This is a genomic window from Nocardia carnea, assembly GCF_029868325.1.
GTDB classification, from domain to species: Bacteria; Actinomycetota; Actinomycetes; order Mycobacteriales; family Mycobacteriaceae; genus Nocardia; species Nocardia carnea_C.
In genome coordinates, this window is the sequence record NZ_JARWNW010000251.1 from 55,329 (window position 1) to 74,517 (window position 19,189).

Below are 19,189 nucleotides of genomic sequence, written 5' to 3' on the forward strand. Positions count from 1 at the left end.
GGGGCTACGGCCTCGTTCACGGCGACACCGGCGCCGACCGGGACGAGGCGGCGCATCTGCGGTTCGCCGTCCCGGAATCTTGCGGCAGCCGTGCCACAACATCATCGCCGGAAACCGGCTTCGAGCGTTGTGCCCGGGTCGGCAGCGTGAGCGCGCCGGTCAGGCCGATACAGAAGCTCGGCAGAGTTCGCTACAGATACATCCCGCCCTCGGTGTATTCCGTGCGCACCGCGATACTTTCGGCCCGGTCCCGGAGTGCGGCGAGTTCGGCGAGCGTGGCTCCGGCAGCAGGAATATCGGCAGGCGTATCGCCCAGCCAGGTCCGCGCCTCGGTGGCGGTCAGCTTGCCGATTTCCACCTGCGCCAGGCATCTCCCGGGCCGGGTCACAGCAGGGTGCAGCCGGGACAGGTCCTCGTTGGTACTGATGGCGACCAGTACGTCACGGCCTTGCCCCAGCATTCCGTCGGTGAGATTGAGCAACCTGGAAAGCCCCTGTCCCGAAGAGGATTTGGCTTCGGCGTGGATCAGCTCGTCGCAGTCCTCCAGGATCAGCAGCCGCCAGCGGTCGGATTCGTCGTCCTCGCCTTCGGCGCCCATCGCGGCCCGCATCAGGTAGCCGGGTTTGGCGAACAGCATCTCCGGGTCGAGTACACAGTCGGCCTGGCACCAGGATGACCACGCCCGGGCGAGGGAACGCAGGGCCGTGGTCTTACCGGTGCCGGGCGGGCCGTGCAGGAGCAGCAACCGGCCGCGGATATCGGCCGGTTGCATCGCCATCAACCGATCCAGCGCACCCGCGACGGGGCCGCTGTAGTTACCCCGGATCTCGGGCCATTCGGGGGTGGTGACGGCGAGGGCACGCCGGGTCGCTCCGCGGTCGCCCTGATGCCAGAAGCCCATTTTCACCGCGGTCAGGTCGGTGGGGGCGGGCTGTTCTGCGTCGCGGACCGATTCGGTGACGATACGTTCGGCCAGCTCGTCGCTCACCGCGACCACTTCCAGTGTCGCCGATTTATCGGCCCAGCGATCGGCACGCAGGGTCCAGCCCTCGCCGAGCACCAGGGTCGACTGCGCATCGGCTTCGACGACCGACCGCGAGACCTGCGAGCCCGGCGGCCGCAGCAGGGCGTCGGGTCGCACTCGATCCAGCTGTTTCTTGCGGTAGTACGGTTGCACGCCCCGGCCGAAGAGGCTCAGGGTGAGCATGTCGAGCAGGTCTCGGGGCGTGGAATACGAGTCGAGTACAGCCGACCAGGGCAAAGCGTCGGCAGGGTCGGCGGTGGTGGGATCGAATTCGATCAGGCGAAGTGGTTCGTTGCGTTCGGGCATCGCCGACCATGATCCGCCCGCGGTTACCACACCGTCCACATATTTTCCCTTGTCGACGGCACATCATCGACGCTCAGGATTCAGGAGCCGAGGGCCAACTCGACCATCGGTACCGTCTCGATCCCCCTGCCGGTGGCCTGCTCGATGATGCCGCTCAATTTCCGGTAGGCCTTCGGATGCCGGATCCGGTAGTCGGCCAGCACCACGGCCGTCTCCTGAGGCTCCAGCGGCCGGGCCACCGCGGGCACCCGGTAGCGGGTGGCGATGCTCACCCGGCAGTGCGGGCCGGCCAGCAGGTTGCGGTACCACTGCGAGGTCTCGCCGAAGCCCGAGGCGATGATCACGGTGTCGGTGTCGGGACGGTCCACTGTTTCGAGTGCGACATACCGCGCTTTTCCCGAGGTGCGACCGGTGTGCTCCAGCAGGAGTAGGCGGCCCCCGAAGAGAAAGCCGAGCCGGGCTCGGAACGCCCAGATCGGGGCCCGTACGAACCAGCGAGTACGCAACAGTTTTACGCCGAGATCCGCCATTCGTCGACGCTAACAGCAAAGGGCCCCGGCACACGCTCGGTGGTGCGACCGAACGCGCGCCGGGGCCGCCGGAATTCGCGCGCTTACAGCGCTTTGAGTTCCTCGGTGACCGCACCCACCGATTTCTTCGCGTCACCGAAGAGCATGGCGGTGTGGTCGGCGTAGAAGAGCGGATTGTCGATACCGGCGAAACCGCTGTTCATCGAACGTTTCAGCACGATCACCGATTTCGCCTGATCGACATTGAGGACCGGCATACCGTAGATCGGGCTGGCCGAATCCTCGCGGGCGGCGGGGTTGGTGACGTCGTTGGCGCCGATCACCAGGGCGACATCGGTGCGGCCGAATTCGCCGTTGATATCGTCCATTTCCTTCATGGCGTCGTAGGACACCTCGGCCTCGGCGAGCAGCACGTTCATATGCCCGGGCATCCGGCCGGCCACGGGGTGGATGGCGTATTTGACCTCCACACCTTTGGCTTCGAGCAATGCCGCCATCTCCTTCACGGCGTGCTGGGCCTGGGCGACGGCCATACCGTAGCCGGGGACCACGATCACCTGGTTGGCATACGCCATCTGGATCGCGGCGTCGGCGGCGGAGGTGGCCTTGGCCTGCTTCTGCTCACCACCTCCGGCAGCCGCGACCGCACCGCCGCCACCGAATCCACCGGCGACGATGGCCGGGATGGAACGGTTCATGGCCTTGGCCATCAGGTTGGTGAGGATGGTGCCGGACGCGCCGACGATCATGCCGGCCACGATCATGGCGGTGTTGTTCAGCGCGAGACCGGCCGCCGCCGCCGACAGCCCGGTGAGGGCGTTCAGCAGCGAGATGACCACCGGCATATCGGCGCCGCCGATGGGCAGCACGACCATGAGGCCCAGCACACCCGCGGCCAGCAGCAGCCCGACCATCCACCACTGCGTGACGCCGCCGTCGGACGCGCCGAGACCGATCACCACCGCCGCGGCGATCGCCGCCACCAGCAGCAGCAGGTTCACCGGCTGCTGCAGTTTGCCCAGGCCGATCGGTTTACCGGGCAGGATCTCCTGCAATTTGCCGAACGCGATGAGCGAACCCCAGAACGAGATCGAACCGATGATCGCGGCGAACAGCGAGCCGACGATGATGTGCACCGTCGGTTCCTCACCGTGATGGAAGGTGGAGAACCCGGTGGTGTCGATGAATTCGGCCCACGCGATCAGCGCGACCGTACCGCCACCGACACCGTTGAACGCCGCCACCAGCTGCGGCATGGCGGTCATCTTGGTGCGCAGGGCGGGCGGCACACCGAGTGCCACACCGACCACCAGGCCCGCGACGATGAGGATCCAGTTGCTCGTATCGCGGACCGCGATGAGCGTGGCGATCACCGCGAGGGCCATACCGCCCGCGGCGATCCAGTTACCCCGGACCGCCGTCTTGGGGCCGGTGAGCCCCATCAGGCCGTAGATGAAGAGGGCGAAGGACAGGATGTAGAGGATATCGACCAGATTGTCCATGGATCACTGACCTGCCTTCTCGGCACCCGCGCCGGGCTTCTTACCTTTGAACATGCCCAGCATCCGGTCGGTCACCACGAAACCGCCGATCACGTTCAGGGTTCCGAACACCAAGGCCACGAACAGGATGATCTGCACCCCGATCGAGGGGTCTTCCATCCGGCCCAGGGTGACCAGCGCACCCAGCACGACGATGCCGTGGATGGCGTTGGTGCCCGACATCAGCGGGGTGTGCAGGGTATTGGGGACCTTGGAGATCACCGCGAAACCCACGAATCCGGAGAGCACCAGAATGGCGATATTCGCCAGTAGCTCGCTGTACATCATTCGGCTTTCGTTGTCGGTTCGGCGTCACGGGTGACGCAGGAATCGGCCAGCACCTGATCGGAGAAATCCGGAGCCAGCTGCCCGTCGGCGAGCATCAGTTCCAGCAGCGCCGAAATATTCTTCGAATACAGCTCGCTGGCGTGCTCGGGCATGGTGGCGGGCAGGTTCAGCGGCGAACAGATCGTCACCTCGTGCTTGACCACGGTTTCGCCGGGTTCGGTGAGTTCGCAGTTGCCGCCCGTTTCACCGGCCAGATCCACGATCACGCTGCCCGGTTTCATTCCGGCGACCGCGGCGGCGGTCACCAGGCGCGGCGCGGGACGGCCCGGCACCAGCGCGGTCGTGATCACGACGTCGAAGCCCTTGATCGCGTCTTCGAGGGCCTGCTGCTGTTTCGCCTTCTCCTCATCGGTGAGTTCGCGGGCGTACCCGCCCTCACCGGCGGCGTCGATACCGAGATCGAGCCACTGGGCACCGACCGAACGCACCTGATCGGCGACCTCCGGCCGCACGTCGTACCCCGTGGTGCGGCCACCGAGCCGCTTGGCCGTGGCCAGCGCCTGCAGGCCCGCGACACCGACACCGAGCACCAGCACCGTCGCCGGTTTCACCGTGCCCGCCGCGGTGGTCAGCATCGGGAAGAAGCGGGTCGATTCCGACGCCGCCAGCAGAACGGCCTTGTATCCGGCGACATTGGCCTGCGAGGACAGTGCGTCCATCACCTGGGCGCGCGAGATACGCGGGATCGCTTCGACGGCGAACGCCTGCACCTGCTTCTTCTTCAGCGCGTCGATCTGGTTGTCGGCATTGCGCGGCGCCAGGAACCCGATGAGAGTCTGGTTCGCGGCCAGTTTCGCGACCTCGGCATCGGTGGGCGGTGCGACCTTCACGACCACATCGGCCGACCAGGCATCACCGATGGTGGCACCGGCCTCGGTGTAGGCGGTATCGGGAATGAGCGCGCCCTGTCCGGCTCCGGCTTCGACCACGACCTCCACGCCCTGTTTCACCAGGGCCGGAATGATCTTCGGCACCAGGGCGACCCGCCGCTCGCCCGCGGCGGTTTCGCGAACGACACCGACACGCGCCCCGCGTGGCGACGAATCGCTCACGGTCTGCGTTGTCTCCACTTGTCTGTTTCCCTCTCCTACTGTTCCGGCCGCCGATTACGGCGCCGGGCGGGGTGTTCGTGAACACCCCGCCCGAAATCCTCGCCACCGTACATCGACGGAAGTGAGATTAGCTGAGATGCCCGTCACATCCGCACCGCGGGGCCCACTACCTTCGCATCGGTAAATGCTGTTCAGAACGGTCAACGAGGGAACCGTTCCGGCAGGTCTGAAAAGTTTGCTAATTCCACCCGGCCACCGGGCCCGCCCGGGCCGTACGCCGTAGAGTCGCCCTGTGAGCGAATGCGTTTTCTGCCGGATCGTGGCGGGTGCCGCGCCGGCCCACCGGGTCTACGAGGACGACACCGTCTGCGCGTTCCTCGATATCCGGCCGATCACCCGCGGGCACACCCTGGTGATCCCCAAGCGCCACGCCACCGACCTGTCCGAACTCGCCGCGGAAACCGGTGCCGAACTGTTCCGGGTCGGGCATCGGATCGCGCGGGCGGTACAGGGTCCGGCATTCGCCGCCGACGGCGCGAACCTGCTGATCAACGACGGCAAGGCGGCGTTCCAAACCGTCGGCCACGTGCATTTGCATGTCCTCCCCCGCACACACGGTGACAAGTTCCGGTTCGCGTCCGGTCTGGTACTGCGCCGCTCGCATGAGCCGGAGCGGGTCGCGGCCGCGCTCCGCGCCGGTTTGGCCGCACTGGACACCGCCACCGAAACAGATACCGGCTGACCCGGTTTTCGCACCGAATTGCCCAGCACTCAGCCCACGGAAGGCAGCGCCCATGTCCGATCTCCCCGACCGCCCCGAACTCGTCCGGCTGCTGTCCGACCAGTTCGATGCCTTGGCCGACCTGGTCGGCGGGCTCGACGAGGACCGGTGGCGGATACCGTCACCCCTGCCCGGCTGGACGGTTTTCGATGTGATCGGCCATATCGTCGGCACCGAATCGCTGCTGCTCGGCGATAAGCCGCCGGCCCGCGCCGCACAGGCACCCGATATCGACGTCAAGACATTGCCGCACGTCCGCAACGATATCGGGGCGTTGAACGAGATCTGGTTGCAGCGGTTGCGGCCGCTGTCGGGTACGGAGCTGCTGCAGATGTACCACGAGGTGATCGATCGGCGCCGGAAAGCGTTGTCCGCCATGGACGATCAGGCGTGGCTGGCACCCTCGCAGTCCCCGGTCGGCGAGGTGCCCTATGCGCGGTTCATGCGGGTCCGGTTGTTCGACTGCTGGATGCACGAACTCGATATCGCCGACGCACTGGGCGTGCGGGTCGAGGAGGGCGGTGCGCGTGGCGAGGTGGCGTTCACGGAGTTCGCCCAGTCGCTGCCGCGGGTACTCGCGAAACGCGGTGGCGCACCGGCCGGTTCACTGATCACCCTCCGGTTGACGGGGCCTCTCGCGCGGACACTGCATATAGAGGTCGATGACCGCGCCGCCTACGTGACCGCTCCCGATCGAGAGGCCACGGTGACACTGGAATTGGATTCGGGTCTGCTGGTGCGGCTCGGCGGCGGACGCCTCGACCCCGAAACCGCGCTGGACCGCATCACTTTCCACGGCGATGCCGAACTGGGCCGGCAGCTGGCCCGGAACCTGGCGTTCACCATCTGAAATGCGACTCTTCCTGGCCAGTTACCGGTTCGGCGAACACTACGACCGGTTCGCCGAACTCGCCGGCACACCGGGCCCGATCGCGGTGATCGCCAACGCCTGCGATTCCTGGCCAGGTGCACGCACGGCGGCGGTGACCAGCGAACTGGTGCCGCTGCGGAACCTGGGCTTCACCCCACAGGAGGTGGATCTGCGCGAATACATCGGCCGTCCGGACGAATTGCGCCGGACCCTGTCCCGGTTCCCGGTGCTGTGGGTGCGCGGCGGTAACACCTTCGTACTCCGCGCCCAATTCGCGCGCAGCGGCGCGGACACCGTGATCCCGGAACTGCTCGCCGCGGATTCGTTCCTGTACGCGGGTTACAGCGCGGGCGCTTGCCTGCTCGGACCGCACCTGCACGGGCTGGAAACCTCCGACGACCCCGGGGAAGTGGCGCCGACCTGCGGTATCGACCCGGTGTGGGAGGGACTCGGATTGATCGACCGGCCGATCGTCCCGCATCTCGACTCCCCCACCGACCCCGACGGTACGGGCAATGCCCTCGCCGCCCGCTTGCGCGCCGACGGCACCCCGCATTGGGCGCTCACCGATGCCGATGTCGTCGTCCGAACCGGTACCGAAATACAGTCCTACACACGCTGATTCGATCCGCTCCCTTCGCGGGCGCGCGTAACGCGCCTCGACAGCAGCAGTACCCGAACACCACAGACCGGTAGGGAATGGATGTGCACATGCCGAATTCAGCTGCGGCGGAAAACGACCCAGCGCATGGCCGAGTACATGTACACGGCTTCGCACGCACCCGCCAGTAGTCGCGAGAGGTGGTACTGCACACCCAGCGCCGCGAGACCCGCACCCACACCCAGGATGAACGCCAGGTAGTTGATCACCACCACGACGGTGTAGACCACCGCTTGCCGCCCGGCCGGTGCGTGCGACCGGAAATTCAGGGTGCGATTGAGGTAGAAGGCCAGCGCGAAAGCACAGATATAGCCGACCGTCACCGACAACCAGCCCGGGAGACCGAGCCCGCTGCGCATACCGGTCAGGATCAGCAGATCGACGCCGAAGGTGAAGCTGTTGATCAACGCGAAGCCGAGGAAGGTCGGCGCGACGATCCGGTCCAGGCCCCAGGGCAGCCGCGCGACCACCGCCGCACACCACCGGGCGAACCGGCTCGCCCACGTTTCCGTTGTCGTCGCCGCCTCCTGCACCCGGCCAGCGTCGCAGGGGCAGGTGACGGAGAGGTGAGCACTCGGCAAACCACGAGCTCGCGATCGTCAGGGTGCCCCCACCCAACCACGGCGGTTTGTCGTTTCGGCAAATTTACTTGCCGATATCGTCCTCGTTCTGGATAGTCGGTGCGGAGGAGGTGGTCGAGGTGACCGAACAACTGGCGAACGATTCGCTGGACAACGACTACGACGTGGTGGTGGCCGGCGGCGGCGCGGCCGGACTGAACGGAGCGCTGATGCTGGCGCGCTCCCGTCGCACGGTAGCGGTGATCGACGCGGGCGAACCCCGCAATGCCCCCGCCGACGGAGTGCACGGACTGCTGGCCCGCGACGGGATGCCGCCCGCGGAGCTACTGGCGCGCGGCCGTGCAGAAGTACGCAGCTACGGCGGGCACGTGGTGTCGGGAGAAATCACCGGGGCCACCCGAACCGACCACGGATTCGCGATCGACCTGGCCGACGGGCGCAGCGTCCGGGCCCGGCGCCTGCTGATCACCACGGGACTCACCGACGAGCTCCCGGATATCGCCGGCCTGCGCGAACGCTGGGGTCGCGATGTCGTGCACTGCCCCTACTGCCACGGCTGGGAGGTCCGCGACCGGGCGATCGGCCTGCTGGCCACCGGCCCGATGGCGATGCACCAGGTGCAACTGTTCCGCCAGCTCAGCGACGATATCGTCTTCTTCACCCACGACGGCCCCGAGCCCACCGCCGAAGACGCCGAACGGCTGGCGGCACGCGGTATCCGCGTGGTGACCGGGAAAGTCACCGCCGTCGAGACGGGCAGCGACGGGATCACCGGTCTGCGTCTCGCCGACGGAACGGTCGTCGCCCGGGATGTTGTCGCTGTCGGAACACGGATGGTCGCGCGAGCGGGTTTCCTCGACGATCTGGGTTTGGCCGCGATCGACCACCCCACCGGCGCCGGCCGCTACATTCCGGCCGACCCGACCGGCCGCACCGAAGTACCCGGAGTATGGGCGGCAGGCAATGTCACCGATATCTCCGCACAGGTCGGCGCAGCCGCCGCAGCGGGCGCGATGGCCGGGGCGCAGATAAACGCGGACCTCGTCGAAGAGGAGATCCGCACGGCAGTTGCCGCCCGCGGTTCCGCAATCGACGAGCCCGCTGACGCCCGGCTCGCATAAGGCGGTTCCGGCCGCTGAATCGGACCCGTGAACCACGGCTCCCCTCACCCGAGCCCGTGAACCGGCCGCAGGCGGTCCCCGCGCTACGCGAACGGAGTGGGCCCCGGTGGCGGACACCTCCTGGAACCCGGCGGCGAAGACCCGAAGGTACGGATGTGGGCCGTGTGATCCGGGCCCGAGCGCTACCGTTGGCAGCGTGGACCTGCGCGCATTGACCGACCGGCTGCCCGCCGGTGCCGTGATCACCGACCCCGATATCGTCGCCGGGTATCGGCAGGACCGCGCCCTGGACCCCGGCGCCGGAACACCGGCCGCCGTGGTCCGGGCCACCGGGACCGCCGATGTGCGCGAAACCCTGCGCTGGGCCGATGAGCACCGGGTTGCGGTGGTTCCGCGCGGTGCCGGTTCGGGACTCTCCGGCGGGGCGACCGCGCTCGACGGCGGGATCGTGCTGAGCACCGAGCGGATGCGCGATATCCGGATCGACCCGGTCACCCGGACCGCTGTGGTCCAGCCCGGGCTCTTCAACGCCGAGGTGAAGCGGGCGGCGGCCGAGCACGGGCTGTGGTATCCGCCGGATCCTTCTTCCTTCGAGATCTGCTCCATCGGCGGTAACGCGGCCACCAACGCGGGCGGGCTGTGCTGTGTGAAATACGGCGTGACCACCGACTACGTCCTCGGTATGGAAGTCGTACTGGCCGACGGCAGCGTGGTGCGGCTGGGTGGGCCGCGGTTGAAGGATTCGGCGGGACTGTCGCTGACCAAGATGTTCGTCGGCAGCGAGGGAACGCTCGGTGTGATCACCGAGCTCACCCTGCGCCTGCTGCCCGCCCAACCCGCGCAATGCACCGTGGTCGCCTCGTTCGCGACACTCACCGCCGCCACCGAAGCCATCCTCGCCATCACCGGCGCCCTGCGGCCCGCCATGCTGGAATTCATGGATTCCGTCGCGATCAACGCGGTGGAGGACGAAATGCGGATGGGACTGGATCGCAATGCCGCGGCACTGCTGGTCGCCCGGTCCGACGCTCCCGGCGAACACGCCGCCCAGGAGGCCCGCGTGATGCTGGAGGCCTGCCGGGCCGCCGGCGCGACCGAGGTCTTCGAAACCGCCGATGCCGAGGAGGGCGAGGCTTTCACCGCGGCCCGCCGCTTCGCGATCCCGGCGGTCGAGCGGATCGGCCGGCTGCTGCTCGAAGATGTCGGGGTGCCGCTCCCCCGGCTCGGTGACCTGGTCACCGGTGTCGCCGAGATCGCCCGGCGCAACGACGTCCTGGTCTCGGTGATCGCGCACGCGGGTGACGGCAACACCCACCCGTTGATCGTCCACGACCCCGCCGACCCCGGCGAAACCGAACGTGCGCACCGCGCGTTCGGCGAGATCATGGACCTGGCCCTCACCCTCGGCGGCACCATCACCGGAGAACACGGGGTCGGGCGGTTGAAGAAGGCCTGGCTACCCGATCAGCTCGGCCCCGATGTGATGGCGCTGACCCGCCGGATCAAGGACGCGCTCGACCCGCACGGGATCCTCAACCCGGGCGCCGTCCTCTGACAGCGCCCGGATCACCACCTTCAGGAACAAACCCGGCACGGGCGGCCGTTCCAACAGAGGTGAGCACCGAACTCCGACACAATGCGGCCGATACCCGTTTCGAGATCTATCTCGACGGCTCCCTGGCCGGCTATGCCGACTACGCGGAAACCGAGAGCCCGAAGGTCCGCAACTTCCATCACACGATCACCTTCCCCGAGTTCCGAGGACGCGGGGTGGCCGCACAGGTGGTGAAGTACGCGCTCGACGAAAGCCGCGCGGCGGGCTGTTCGGTCACCGCCACCTGCTGGTACGTGGACGAATACATCGGCAAACATCCGGAGTACGCCGATCTCGTCCACCGCTGAGGCGGCTGATCAGCTGGTCTCGGCCAGAATCCACTCCCCATACGCAGGGTTCACGCCGGTCACCGGCACCGCGACAACCTGCGGCACCTCATCCGGGTGCTCGGAATTGGCGCGCTCGATGATCGCGTCGACATGCGATGCCCGGGTGTGCAGCACCACCACGGCCTCGGACGCATCCTCCACCTCGCCTTGCCACCGGTAGATGGACCGGACCTCGGGGTGGATGTTCCCGCATGCCGCCAACCTGTCGGTTACCAACCGCCGGGTGAACTCCGCCAGCCATTCTTCGTCGGGTCCGCTGACGGTGACGTCCACAAGATCGCTATCGCTCACGGCGTCCATGATCCACCAGCGCAGCGGGTCCCGCGCGGTGAGCCCACGCTGAACGACCCGCGCCACCGACGCTGCCGACCCGAGCTCGCCATCGGCGAAAACTGCCCGGCACCAGCGAGTTACAGCTTGTCGAAGCGTTGATGTACTGTGAGCCCACCTCATTCCGAGGGGCGGAGGTCCAGGTCCTCACTCCGCGCCCAGGAAGGAGGTGGTGGGGATGGCGACACATCGCCGGAAAAAGTGTGAGGCCCCGGTCGACTATGGCATCTGCATTGGCGTAGCTGCCGTAATCGCCGGGGCACTCGTACTGGTCCGCTGGATGCGAGCCCGATAACAACCCACCAGGTGGGGCGCCGTAGCAGCGGCGTCCCACCGCCAGCATCACTCACGTGACTGCCCCAGAATACACGGCTCACCGCACATTCTCCCGTGATGCGACTCCCCAGATTTCGCAACACACCGGGCCCCGAAGCCAACAGTCCGAAATGCCCGGGCGAAGTACTGGTCAACCTCTGGTTGTGTACGGCCCCGCGACCGCGCGGCTGTCGGTGACCGCAAGATCGGTATCGACATCACTTTCGACAATCGCACTGACCGAGCGCGCTGCCGGCTCGTAGAGCCCGGACACATTGCTGTCCAGCCAATGCGCGACCCCGTGCGATCCGGCGCTCGTCACGCCCGCGATCTGGACGATAACGCGACCGTCCTCCTCGCGGCGGCCGAGGAAACCGATATCGGGTCCCGGCTCACCCGCCGCCGGGGCGGTGTACCGGAGCCCGGTGGCCTTGTCGACGAGACACCATTCGCCGTCGGTCTTTTCGAGGCTCAATGCCTCGTCGGCGGCGAGTAGTTCTTGCGCCACCGGAGCGGAGCCGGGGTCGCCGATCACCACCGTGTCCCCTGCCGGAACATCCTCGGCGTCGGGGGCGATCTCGAATCGTGACGAGGCGAGTGACAGGCGCGCCAGGACCTTTTCGACGAGTTGGCGGGCCGCGCGGTCGCTCGCGTCGACGGCATCGTCCGCCCCGGCGTCACGCCGGGGGATCCCGACCGTCACCGGCCCGACACCGAAGAAGGCGCGCTCGGCCGGTGGCGCACCCGACTTGATCTGGCTGATCCGGCCTTTGGTGATCCCGAGCAGTTCAGCTATCTCGGTGTAGTTCAGTCCTTTTCGGTGCGCCTCTTCGATCGCCTCTTTGCGCAGGCGCGCCAGTTCGGCGGCTCGCTGCTGGTAGAGCGTGATCAGTTCGGTCGCCCGCCGCCCGCGCTGTATCGGATCCGGCTCGGAACGGACTTGCTCGAACTCGCTTGTGCCACCCACGCCCTGAGTCTAGAGATACCGACTTGACCACATCAGCGGGTCGACGTAACATCTCGGTTTATCCCCCCTAAATGTTCTGCGGTCCACCCTGATCCACCGGTTTAGGAAGCATAAATCACGGCATGATCGCCCGTGCACCGATTCGCGGTATGCGGGCCCGACGAACATACGAGGTCACCCGATGAACCATGATCGTCCCCGCTTGCCCACCAGAGCCCCCGCCAACCGTGCCATTGCCGCGACACTGCGGCTGTGGCGCCTCGGTGAATGCACCGACCCGGCAATCCTGACCCGCGTAGCCGCCGGGTTGCGCGCACTACCCCGCCATCCGCAACGCACCTTTTCCGGCGACACCGTGCAGGACAACCGATGAACGCATCGACGCCGGTCTGCCACTGCGAGAACGAGCCCTGGATTCACCGCGGAATGCTCTGCACGACAGCCACTTCCGGCCGCTTCCGCTGCCCGGAAACGCGGCACTGCCTACACGGCACCACCATCGAGAACGGGCGGATAGCCGACCACTGGAGGAACGTCCCCGGCGAATGCCCATGGGTCGCAACGCTGGTCACCGACAGTCCCCGCTGCTCCTGCGGCCGCGGCCCGTGGATCAAACTCCGCCACCTACGCCTGTTCACCCGCAAAAACCTCACCGGCCCGGTGGTTTCCCTCTCCTGTCCAGGCCTGTGTCCCGGACCGCGGGTAGCCGTCCACGATCACCACATCTGCGATCACCCACGCGACAACCACACTCCATGCCCGTGGTCGGGCACCCGGATCGCCCCCGTCGGCATCGCACCCCCCTTGTTCGTTTCGAAGCCCCTTGCCGGATGAACCGGGCACGACTCCGCGTGGGACCACTCAATCGAGCTTGTGACTGGTGGCACCACCCGATCGAGCTTGTGACTGAACGAAAACAGAGTCCGGAGCGAACTCCGGGCCACCGTCCGTCATGATCCCGCGATACCGGTCCGGCGATGGCCAGGCCGGTGCTCCCCCGCGATTCGCGCGGCCTGCACAGCCCGCGACGGCGGCCTGAGCGTGAATCCCAGGCCACCGCCCCGGACAACTACCCCTTCAGCAGGGCGCGGGACATGACGACCCGCTGGATCTGGTTGGTGCCCTCGTAGATCTGGGTGATCTTGGCGTCGCGCATCATCCGCTCCACCGGGAAATCGGTGGTGTAGCCGGCGCCGCCGAACAGCTGGACCGCGTTGGTGGTGACCTCCATCGCCACATCCGAGGCGAAGCATTTGGCGGCCGCCGAGATGAAGCCCAGGTTCTTCTCGCCGCGTTCGGCGCGGGCGGCGGAGGTGTAGACCATCAACCGCGCGGCCTCGATCTTCATGGCCATATCGGCGAGCATGAACTGGGTGTTCTGGAAGTCGGCGATCGCGGTGCCGAACTGCTTGCGGTCCTTGGTGTAGGCCAGGGCCGCGTCCAGGGCGCCCTGCGCCAGGCCGACAGCCTGGGCGCCGATCGTGGGGCGGGTGTGGTCGAGGGTCTGCAGGGCGGTTTTGAAACCGGTGCCGGGTTCGCCGACGATGCGGTCGCCCGGGATCCGGCAGTTCTCGAAGTACAGTTCGGCGGTGGGGGAACCCTTGATACCGAGTTTGTGCTCGAGCGGGCCGACCACGAAACCTTCGTCGTCCTTGTGGACCAGGAACGCCGAGATACCGTTGGCACCCTTGTCCGGATCGGTCACGGCCATCACCGTGTACCAAGACGACTTGCCGCCGTTGGTGATCCAGCATTTGGACCCGTTGAGGATCCAATCGTCACCTTCCTGCCGGGCGCGGGTGCGCATCCCGGCGGCATCGGAACCGGCTTCCCGCTCGGAGAGGGCGTAGGAGGCCATCTCGCCGTTGACGATATCGGGCAGCACCTTCTGCTTGAGTTCCTCGGAACCGTTGAGGATCATGCCCATGGTGCCGAGTTTGTTCACGGCCGGGATCAGCGACGACGAACCGCAGACCCGGGCGACTTCCTCGATGACGATGCAGGTCGCCACGGAATCGGCGCCCTGGCCGCCGTAGGTCTCCGGAACATGGACGGCGTTGAAGCCCGCGGCATTGAGTGCCGTCAGCGCCTCTTCGGGGAAGCGCGCATGCTCGTCGACATCCTTGGCGTACGGGGCGATCTCCTTCTCACAGAGGGCGCGGATGGCAGACCGCAGCTCATCGTGGAAATCCTCCAGCTTGAACAGATCGAAATCCGGGTTTCCCGCCATTGGGTTCACTCCTGTTTGCCGGTGCGGTGCCACTCGTCGGCACTCGGTGTCAGATCTTCCGCCACTATACCGCCTGCAAAACACTACTTGCCGAGCAAGTGATGGCACTCAGTGTCAATCACTCGCCGTTTCCGCCAAACCACCGAGCCGCTGATGCAGCAGTTCGGCCACATGCCGGGCCGGCAGATCGCGCCGGAACACCGCGAGCACCAGTTCCTCCTCGCCGGACTCGCGCCGGTCACCCCGCGGAATCGTACTCAGCTCGGCCCGCAGATCCGCGGGTCCGGCGGCCGACTCCCCGCGGACCATCCGGCGCAGCAGATAGTTGTGGGTCGCGGTCACCGCGGCGGTGAACTGTACCCGCGCCAGATCCGAGGAATCGGGCAGTCGCTCCCGCAGATAGTCGGTGAACAAGCGCTCGTAGCGGAACACCGTCACGATCTCGCGGTCACGCAGCGCCGGTACCCGGCGCACCACGTGATAGCGGCGTTCGGCGATATCGCGCCAGCGGGTGAACCGCTCGAAAACCTGCACCGCCGCCTCACACACCGCCTCCCACGGATCGCCCTGGGCCTGCTGCAGGAACTCCTGCGCGGCGACCAGCTGGGCTTCGTGATCGGCGAAGATCACATCCTCCTTGGACCGGAACTGGCGGAAGAAGGTACGCCGCGAGATACCGGCCGCCTCGGCGATCTCGTCGACCGAGGTCGCCTCGTAACCCTGGTCCGCGAACAGGCGTAACGCCTCGTCGACCACGCCGAGCCGGAAACGTACCAACTCGCCACCGCCGGACCGGCGGACGGTTTCCTCGTTTTCCATACGCCAACCGTATCGAGCGCCGTCCCGAGATCCGCGGAGCTGTGGGTCGAAGTCCAGCAGCCACGCATCCCGCGGAATCGACCCGAACCGACGCGGAGCCCGGCGACCTCAGCCCAGCAAACGCTTGCGCAGCGCTTCGTCCTTCTCCAGGACCATGGTCTCGAGACCGGCCTGGAACTGCTCCATCCGCGCCCGCAGCGCGGGGTCGGCGGCGCCGAGAATGCGCGCGGCGAGCAGGCCGGCGTTGCGGGCACCGCCGATGGAGACGGTGGCCACCGGAACGCCGGCGGGCATCTGGACGATCGACAGCAGCGAATCCATACCGTCGAGGTATTTCAGCGGCACCGGAACACCGATCACCGGCAACGGGGTCGCGGAGGCGACCATGCCCGGCAGATGGGCGGCGCCGCCGGCGCCCGCGATGAGGACCTTCAAGCCCCGGCCCGCGGCATCGCGCGCGTAGTCGAGCATGCGCTGCGGAGTGCGGTGCGCGGAGACCACGCCGACCTCGAACCGGATCCCGAACTCCGCCAGCGCCTCGGCGGCGGCCTCCATGGTGGGCCAGTCCGAATCGCTGCCCATAATCAGCCCGACCGCGGGAGAACCCGGGATACTGCCTGCCACCACGTCACTCATGCGGATCCCATCCGTCGGTCCATACCGCGCGCGACATCCAGTGCGCCGCGCGCTCGGCTCGTTCCCGCACCGCGGCCACCTCGTCGCCCAGCACGTTCACATGCCCTATCTTGCGGTCCGGGCGTTCGCCCTTGCCGTACAGATGCACCTTCGCGTCGGGCATCCGGGCGAACAGATGGTGCAACCGCTCATCCATCGACATGTCCGGCGCCTCGGGCGCACCGAGAATATTCGCCATCACGGTTACCGGCGCCAGCGGGCTGGTGTCACCGAGCGGATAGTCCAGTACGGCGCGCAGATGCTGTTCGAACTGTCCGGTGCGGGCGCCGTCCATGCCCCAGTGCCCGGAGTTGTGCGGGCGCATGGCCAGTTCGTTGATCAGGATTTCCCCGGTCTCGGTCTCGAACAGTTCGACCGCCATCGCCCCGACCACCCCCAGATCGCGGGCCAGCCGCAACGCGAGTTCTTCGGCCTCGGCTGCCAGTTCCTCGGACAGGTCCGGGGCCGGCGCGATCACCACGGCACATTGGCCGTGCCGCTGCACGGTTTCCACCACGGGCCAGGTCGCCGCCTGACCGTAGGGCGAGCGGGCCACCATCGCCGACAGTTCCCGCTTCAACGCGACCCGGACCTCGGCCATCAGCCCCACTCCGGTACCGAGCTGCTCGGCGGCGATCTTCGCCGCCTCCGCTGCGTCGGCAGGCATCCATACGCCCCGCCCGTCGTATCCGCCGCGGATCGCCTTGAGCACGATGGGCCAGCCGTGTTCGTCGCCGAAGCGGATGGCGTCGGCCTCGGATTCGACCACGGTGAACGGCGGGACCGGCAGGCCGCGCGCGGACAGTTCGGTGCGCATGGCGCGCTTGTCCTGGGCGTAGCGCAGTGCCTGCGGCGGCGGCAGCACGGCGACTCCCTCGGCGACCAGCGCCTCGAGATGTTCGGTGGGTACGTGTTCGTGGTCGAAGGTCAGCGCATGCGAACCGGTGGCGGCGCGCCGCAGGGCGTCCAGGTCGGTATGGCTGCCCAGTACGACATCGGGACTGACCTGGGCGGCCGGATCATCGGGCCGCTCGGCGAGGACCCGGAGCCGCTGCCCCAGTGCAATCGCCGCCTGATGCGTCATCCGCGCCAGCTGGCCGCCGCCGACCATGGTGACGGTCGGCATCGCCGCAGGATCGAATCTACGAGCATTCACGTCGGACAATACTGTCACGTCCTGCGCGAACAGTGGCTAGCGGTATGCTCTGGCCTTGTGTCAATCGTCGACGACGTGGTCCGCGTCCTTCCGCAGCCCCTGCAGGATATTGCGTTCCGGAATCGTGAGCTGATCAAGTTCGCGATCGTCGGCGCCACCACGTTCGTCATCGACAGCGGGATCTTCTATGCCCTGAAGTGGACGGTTCTGGAGGAGAAGCCGGTTACGGCCAAGATCATCGCCGGTGTTATCGCGGTGATCGCCTCCTACATCCTCAACCGCGAATGGTCGTTCAAGAATCGCGGCGGGCGGGAACGCCATCACGAGGCACTGCTGTTCTTCGCGGTCAGCGGCGTGGGCGTCGTGCTCAGCATGCTCCCGCTCTACGTCTCCCGCTACGCCTTCCAGCTGCACCAGCCCACGGTCAGCTTCATGGTGGAGAACATCGCCGATTTCATCAGCGCCTACATCATCGGCAACCTGTTGCAGATGGCGTTCCGGTTCTGGGCGATGCGGCGCTGGGTCTTCCCGGACGAGGTCGATCAGATGCTGGAAGATCTCGAGGAATACGTGGAAGAGGAACACCACCGGCGACCGCTCGGCCGCTGACCCCGAGGCGGCGCCCTCAGCGGGGTTCACCGATCCGCCGGCCCTCCGGCCGCGCCGCGAGCGGTTTACCGAGGAACACCGCGAACAGCGCGGGGCGGCGTCGCTGCAACTCCAGCCGTCCCCCATCGGCCTCGATCAACGCCCGCGCCAGCGCCAGCCCCACGCCCGTGGACCCGGCGCCGGAGAAGCCGCGATCGAAGATATGCGGCGCCAATTCGTCGCTGACGCCGTCCCCCTCGTCGGCCACCTGGACACATACCAGCGGATCGCGATCCCGGCCCGGCCGAACCGTGCGCACCGAGACGATGCAGGTCCCGCCGCCGTGCATCAGCGCATTGTCGACCAATACCGTCACCGCCTCCCGCAACCGCGAACCAGTGATCGGGGCGCGCAGCGATTCGTCGCCGGTCAGCGACAGCGTGCGCCCGGCCTCCCGGAACGGATGGGTCCACTCGGCGACGATGCCGCGTAATTCGTCCATCACCGGGACCGGGTCGCGGTCGGTGGCATCCTCGTGGCGGGAAGCCCGGACCAGATCGTCGATGGCCTCGGTCAGCCGGTCGACCTGCGCCATCGCCTCCTCGGCCTCGTGCACCACCGCCGGATCGGAATGCGCGGACAGTTCGTCGAGCCGCAACCGCACCGCGGTGAGCCGGCTGCGCAGTTGATGCGAGACGTCGGCCACCAGCGCATGCTCGCGCTGCAAACGCCCGGCGATCTCCACGGTGGCCGAATCCAGCACATCGGAGACCCGGTCCAGTTCCTCGATACCGTGCCGGCGCGGGTCGGCGCGGAAATCGCCCATGGTGAGCCGGGCGGCCCGGGCGGCCACATCGCGGATCGGGTCGGCGACCCGCCGCGCGGTGACGATGGCAACAGTGATCGCCGCGCCGAGGGACAACGCCACAGCCAGCCCCACCCCGGCCACCGCCTGCCGCTGCCGGGCCTTCATCGGCGTGGCGGGAACTTCGAGTCGCAGCGACCCGTCGGTGCCCATCGACAGCGATTCCACCAGCGGGTCGTCGACGGCGACCGCACCGATCTCCACCTTCGCGGCGTTGTCCTCCGGCGACGGATACACGATCGTCAGGCGGCCGCCCTCCGGAACGAGCGGCTGCACGGTGCGCAGGTCCAGACCGCCGCGCACCACACCGGTGCCGCGTTCCTGCCCGATGACCTCGGTGGAGATCTGTTCCAGCCGGCCGCGCAGATCGTTGCGGGTGATGTCCTCGACCCAAAGCCAGGCGGTATAGGTGAGCGGAATCCCGAGCACCACCGTGGTCAGCATCAGCACGGTCAGCATCGACCGCAGGATCCGGCGCCGCACG

The 19,189-nt window shown here is 67.3% G+C and carries 21 protein-coding genes; 8 read left to right on the forward strand and 13 right to left on the reverse strand.

The genetic code is table 11. The features are described from left to right. Window positions 1–190 precede the first annotated feature (190 nt). The 5 genes from QH196_RS22560 to QH196_RS22580 form a co-directional block, all read right to left on the reverse strand. On the reverse strand, window positions 191–1,369 hold the full coding sequence (locus tag QH196_RS22560; RefSeq protein ID WP_280417811.1) for a DUF5925 domain-containing protein: 1,179 nt from the start codon (window positions 1,367–1,369) through the stop codon (window positions 191–193). 41 nt (window positions 1,370–1,410) lie between these two features. Continuing rightward, window positions 1,411–1,860 carry a nitroreductase family deazaflavin-dependent oxidoreductase gene (locus tag QH196_RS22565; RefSeq protein WP_280417812.1) on the reverse strand — a complete coding sequence of 150 codons (450 nt, stop codon included), beginning with the start codon at window positions 1,858–1,860 and terminating at the stop codon, window positions 1,411–1,413. An 83-nt stretch (window positions 1,861–1,943) separates the two neighbouring features. Next, window positions 1,944–3,362, reverse strand: a complete 1,419-nt coding sequence (locus QH196_RS22570) for an NAD(P)(+) transhydrogenase (Re/Si-specific) subunit beta (protein WP_280417813.1) — start codon at window positions 3,360–3,362, stop codon at window positions 1,944–1,946. A gap of 3 nt (window positions 3,363–3,365) precedes the next feature. Next, window positions 3,366–3,686 (reverse strand): NAD(P) transhydrogenase subunit alpha, encoded by a 321-nt coding sequence (locus tag QH196_RS22575; RefSeq protein WP_033244390.1) that lies wholly within the window; start codon window positions 3,684–3,686, stop codon window positions 3,366–3,368. After that, on the reverse strand, window positions 3,686–4,819 hold the full coding sequence (locus QH196_RS22580; RefSeq protein WP_280417814.1) for a Re/Si-specific NAD(P)(+) transhydrogenase subunit alpha: 1,134 nt from the start codon (window positions 4,817–4,819) through the stop codon (window positions 3,686–3,688). The genes QH196_RS22575 and QH196_RS22580 overlap by 1 nt, the downstream gene beginning before the upstream one ends. A 274-nt stretch (window positions 4,820–5,093) precedes the next feature. On the opposite strand from QH196_RS22580, the gene QH196_RS22585 reads away from it, so the two are divergent. Genes QH196_RS22585 through QH196_RS22595 form a run of 3 tightly spaced genes read left to right on the forward strand, consistent with a single transcriptional unit; the run spans window position 5,094 to window position 7,075 of the window. Then, window positions 5,094–5,543 carry an HIT family protein gene (locus tag QH196_RS22585; protein ID WP_280417815.1) on the forward strand — a complete coding sequence of 150 codons (450 nt, stop codon included), beginning with the start codon at window positions 5,094–5,096 and terminating at the stop codon, window positions 5,541–5,543. 52 nt (window positions 5,544–5,595) lie between these two features. Next, window positions 5,596–6,432, forward strand: a complete 837-nt coding sequence (locus tag QH196_RS22590) for a maleylpyruvate isomerase family mycothiol-dependent enzyme (RefSeq protein WP_280417816.1) — start codon at window positions 5,596–5,598, stop codon at window positions 6,430–6,432. A gap of 1 nt (window position 6,433) precedes the next feature. Continuing rightward, on the forward strand, window positions 6,434–7,075 hold the full coding sequence (locus tag QH196_RS22595; protein ID WP_280417817.1) for a Type 1 glutamine amidotransferase-like domain-containing protein: 642 nt from the start codon (window positions 6,434–6,436) through the stop codon (window positions 7,073–7,075). Window positions 7,076–7,173: 98 nt separating this feature from the next. Here QH196_RS22595 and QH196_RS22600 read toward each other — a convergent pair whose 3' ends face one another. After that, window positions 7,174–7,647, reverse strand: a complete 474-nt coding sequence (locus QH196_RS22600) for a GtrA family protein (protein ID WP_280417818.1) — start codon at window positions 7,645–7,647, stop codon at window positions 7,174–7,176. A gap of 158 nt (window positions 7,648–7,805) precedes the next feature. Between QH196_RS22600 and QH196_RS22605 the strand changes: the two genes are divergently transcribed. The 3 genes from QH196_RS22605 (at window position 7,806) to QH196_RS22615 (ending at window position 10,718) form a co-directional block, all read left to right on the forward strand. Next, complete coding sequence (locus tag QH196_RS22605) at window positions 7,806–8,816, forward strand: NAD(P)/FAD-dependent oxidoreductase (protein ID WP_432278226.1); 1,011 nt, start codon at window positions 7,806–7,808, stop codon at window positions 8,814–8,816. 196 nt (window positions 8,817–9,012) lie between these two features. After that, a complete protein-coding gene (locus QH196_RS22610) occupies window positions 9,013–10,371 on the forward strand; it encodes an FAD-binding oxidoreductase (protein ID WP_280417820.1) in 1,359 nt (452 codons plus the stop codon). Between the two features lie 59 nt (window positions 10,372–10,430). Beyond that, on the forward strand, window positions 10,431–10,718 hold the full coding sequence (locus QH196_RS22615) for a GNAT family N-acetyltransferase (protein ID WP_280417821.1): 288 nt from the start codon (window positions 10,431–10,433) through the stop codon (window positions 10,716–10,718). Between the two features lie 9 nt (window positions 10,719–10,727). On the opposite strand, the gene cutA is transcribed toward QH196_RS22615, so the two are convergent. Together cutA and QH196_RS22625 are read right to left on the reverse strand one after the other, a co-directional pair. Beyond that, window positions 10,728–11,117 (reverse strand): divalent-cation tolerance protein CutA, encoded by a 390-nt coding sequence (gene cutA / locus QH196_RS22620; protein WP_280417822.1) that lies wholly within the window; start codon window positions 11,115–11,117, stop codon window positions 10,728–10,730. Window positions 11,118–11,556: 439 nt separating this feature from the next. Then, window positions 11,557–12,372, reverse strand: a complete 816-nt coding sequence (locus QH196_RS22625; RefSeq protein WP_280417823.1) for a sigma factor-like helix-turn-helix DNA-binding protein — start codon at window positions 12,370–12,372, stop codon at window positions 11,557–11,559. A 202-nt stretch (window positions 12,373–12,574) separates the two neighbouring features. Between QH196_RS22625 and QH196_RS22630 the strand changes: the two genes are divergently transcribed. After that, the gene (locus tag QH196_RS22630; protein WP_280417824.1) at window positions 12,575–12,745 is read left to right on the forward strand and encodes a hypothetical protein; all 171 of its coding nucleotides are present in this window, start codon (window positions 12,575–12,577) and stop codon (window positions 12,743–12,745) included. Between the two features lie 696 nt (window positions 12,746–13,441). Here QH196_RS22630 and QH196_RS22635 read toward each other — a convergent pair. The 4 genes from QH196_RS22635 to QH196_RS22650 all read right to left on the reverse strand — a co-directional run bounded on the left by QH196_RS22635 (window position 13,442) and on the right by QH196_RS22650 (window position 17,222). Beyond that, on the reverse strand, window positions 13,442–14,602 hold the full coding sequence (locus QH196_RS22635) for an acyl-CoA dehydrogenase (RefSeq protein ID WP_280417825.1): 1,161 nt from the start codon (window positions 14,600–14,602) through the stop codon (window positions 13,442–13,444). Window positions 14,603–14,716: 114 nt separating this feature from the next. Then, entirely contained in the window at window positions 14,717–15,421 is a 705-nt protein-coding gene (locus QH196_RS22640) for a TetR family transcriptional regulator (protein WP_280417826.1), read from the reverse strand. Between the two features lie 108 nt (window positions 15,422–15,529). Then, window positions 15,530–16,003, reverse strand: a complete 474-nt coding sequence (gene purE / locus QH196_RS22645) for a 5-(carboxyamino)imidazole ribonucleotide mutase (protein WP_432278227.1) — start codon at window positions 16,001–16,003, stop codon at window positions 15,530–15,532. Between the two features lie 46 nt (window positions 16,004–16,049). Continuing rightward, window positions 16,050–17,222, reverse strand: coding sequence for a 5-(carboxyamino)imidazole ribonucleotide synthase (locus QH196_RS22650; RefSeq protein ID WP_280417828.1), 1,173 nt, complete (start codon window positions 17,220–17,222; stop codon window positions 16,050–16,052). An 87-nt stretch (window positions 17,223–17,309) separates the two neighbouring features. On the opposite strand from QH196_RS22650, the gene QH196_RS22655 reads away from it, so the two are divergent. Next, complete coding sequence (locus QH196_RS22655) at window positions 17,310–17,861, forward strand: GtrA family protein (RefSeq protein WP_280417829.1); 552 nt, start codon at window positions 17,310–17,312, stop codon at window positions 17,859–17,861. Window positions 17,862–17,877: 16 nt separating this feature from the next. Here the strand turns inward: QH196_RS22655 and QH196_RS22660 are convergent, their stop codons facing one another. Then, on the reverse strand, window positions 17,878–19,188 hold the full coding sequence (locus tag QH196_RS22660; protein ID WP_280417830.1) for a sensor histidine kinase: 1,311 nt from the start codon (window positions 19,186–19,188) through the stop codon (window positions 17,878–17,880). Between the last annotated feature and the right edge of the window lies 1 nt (window position 19,189).

Excerpts from the sequence above, each read along its gene's own strand:
- QH196_RS22565 (WP_280417812.1), bottom strand. The coding sequence starts at position 1,860 with ATGGCGGATCTCGGCGTAAAACTGTTGCGTACTCGCTGGTTCGTACGG.
- QH196_RS22590 (WP_280417816.1), top strand. The coding sequence starts at position 5,596 with ATGTCCGATCTCCCCGACCGCCCCGAACTCGTCCGGCTGCTGTCCGAC.
- QH196_RS22650 (WP_280417828.1), bottom strand. The coding sequence starts at position 17,222 with ATGCCGACCGTCACCATGGTCGGCGGCGGCCAGCTGGCGCGGATGACG.
- QH196_RS22575 (WP_033244390.1), bottom strand. The coding sequence starts at position 3,686 with ATGTACAGCGAGCTACTGGCGAATATCGCCATTCTGGTGCTCTCCGGA.
- QH196_RS22640 (WP_280417826.1), bottom strand. The coding sequence starts at position 15,421 with ATGGAAAACGAGGAAACCGTCCGCCGGTCCGGCGGTGGCGAGTTGGTA.
- QH196_RS22595 (WP_280417817.1), top strand. The coding sequence starts at position 6,434 with ATGCGACTCTTCCTGGCCAGTTACCGGTTCGGCGAACACTACGACCGG.
- QH196_RS22570 (WP_280417813.1), bottom strand. The coding sequence starts at position 3,362 with ATGGACAATCTGGTCGATATCCTCTACATCCTGTCCTTCGCCCTCTTC.
- purE (WP_432278227.1), bottom strand. The coding sequence starts at position 16,003 with ATGGGCAGCGATTCGGACTGGCCCACCATGGAGGCCGCCGCCGAGGCG.
- QH196_RS22635 (WP_280417825.1), bottom strand. The coding sequence starts at position 14,602 with ATGGCGGGAAACCCGGATTTCGATCTGTTCAAGCTGGAGGATTTCCAC.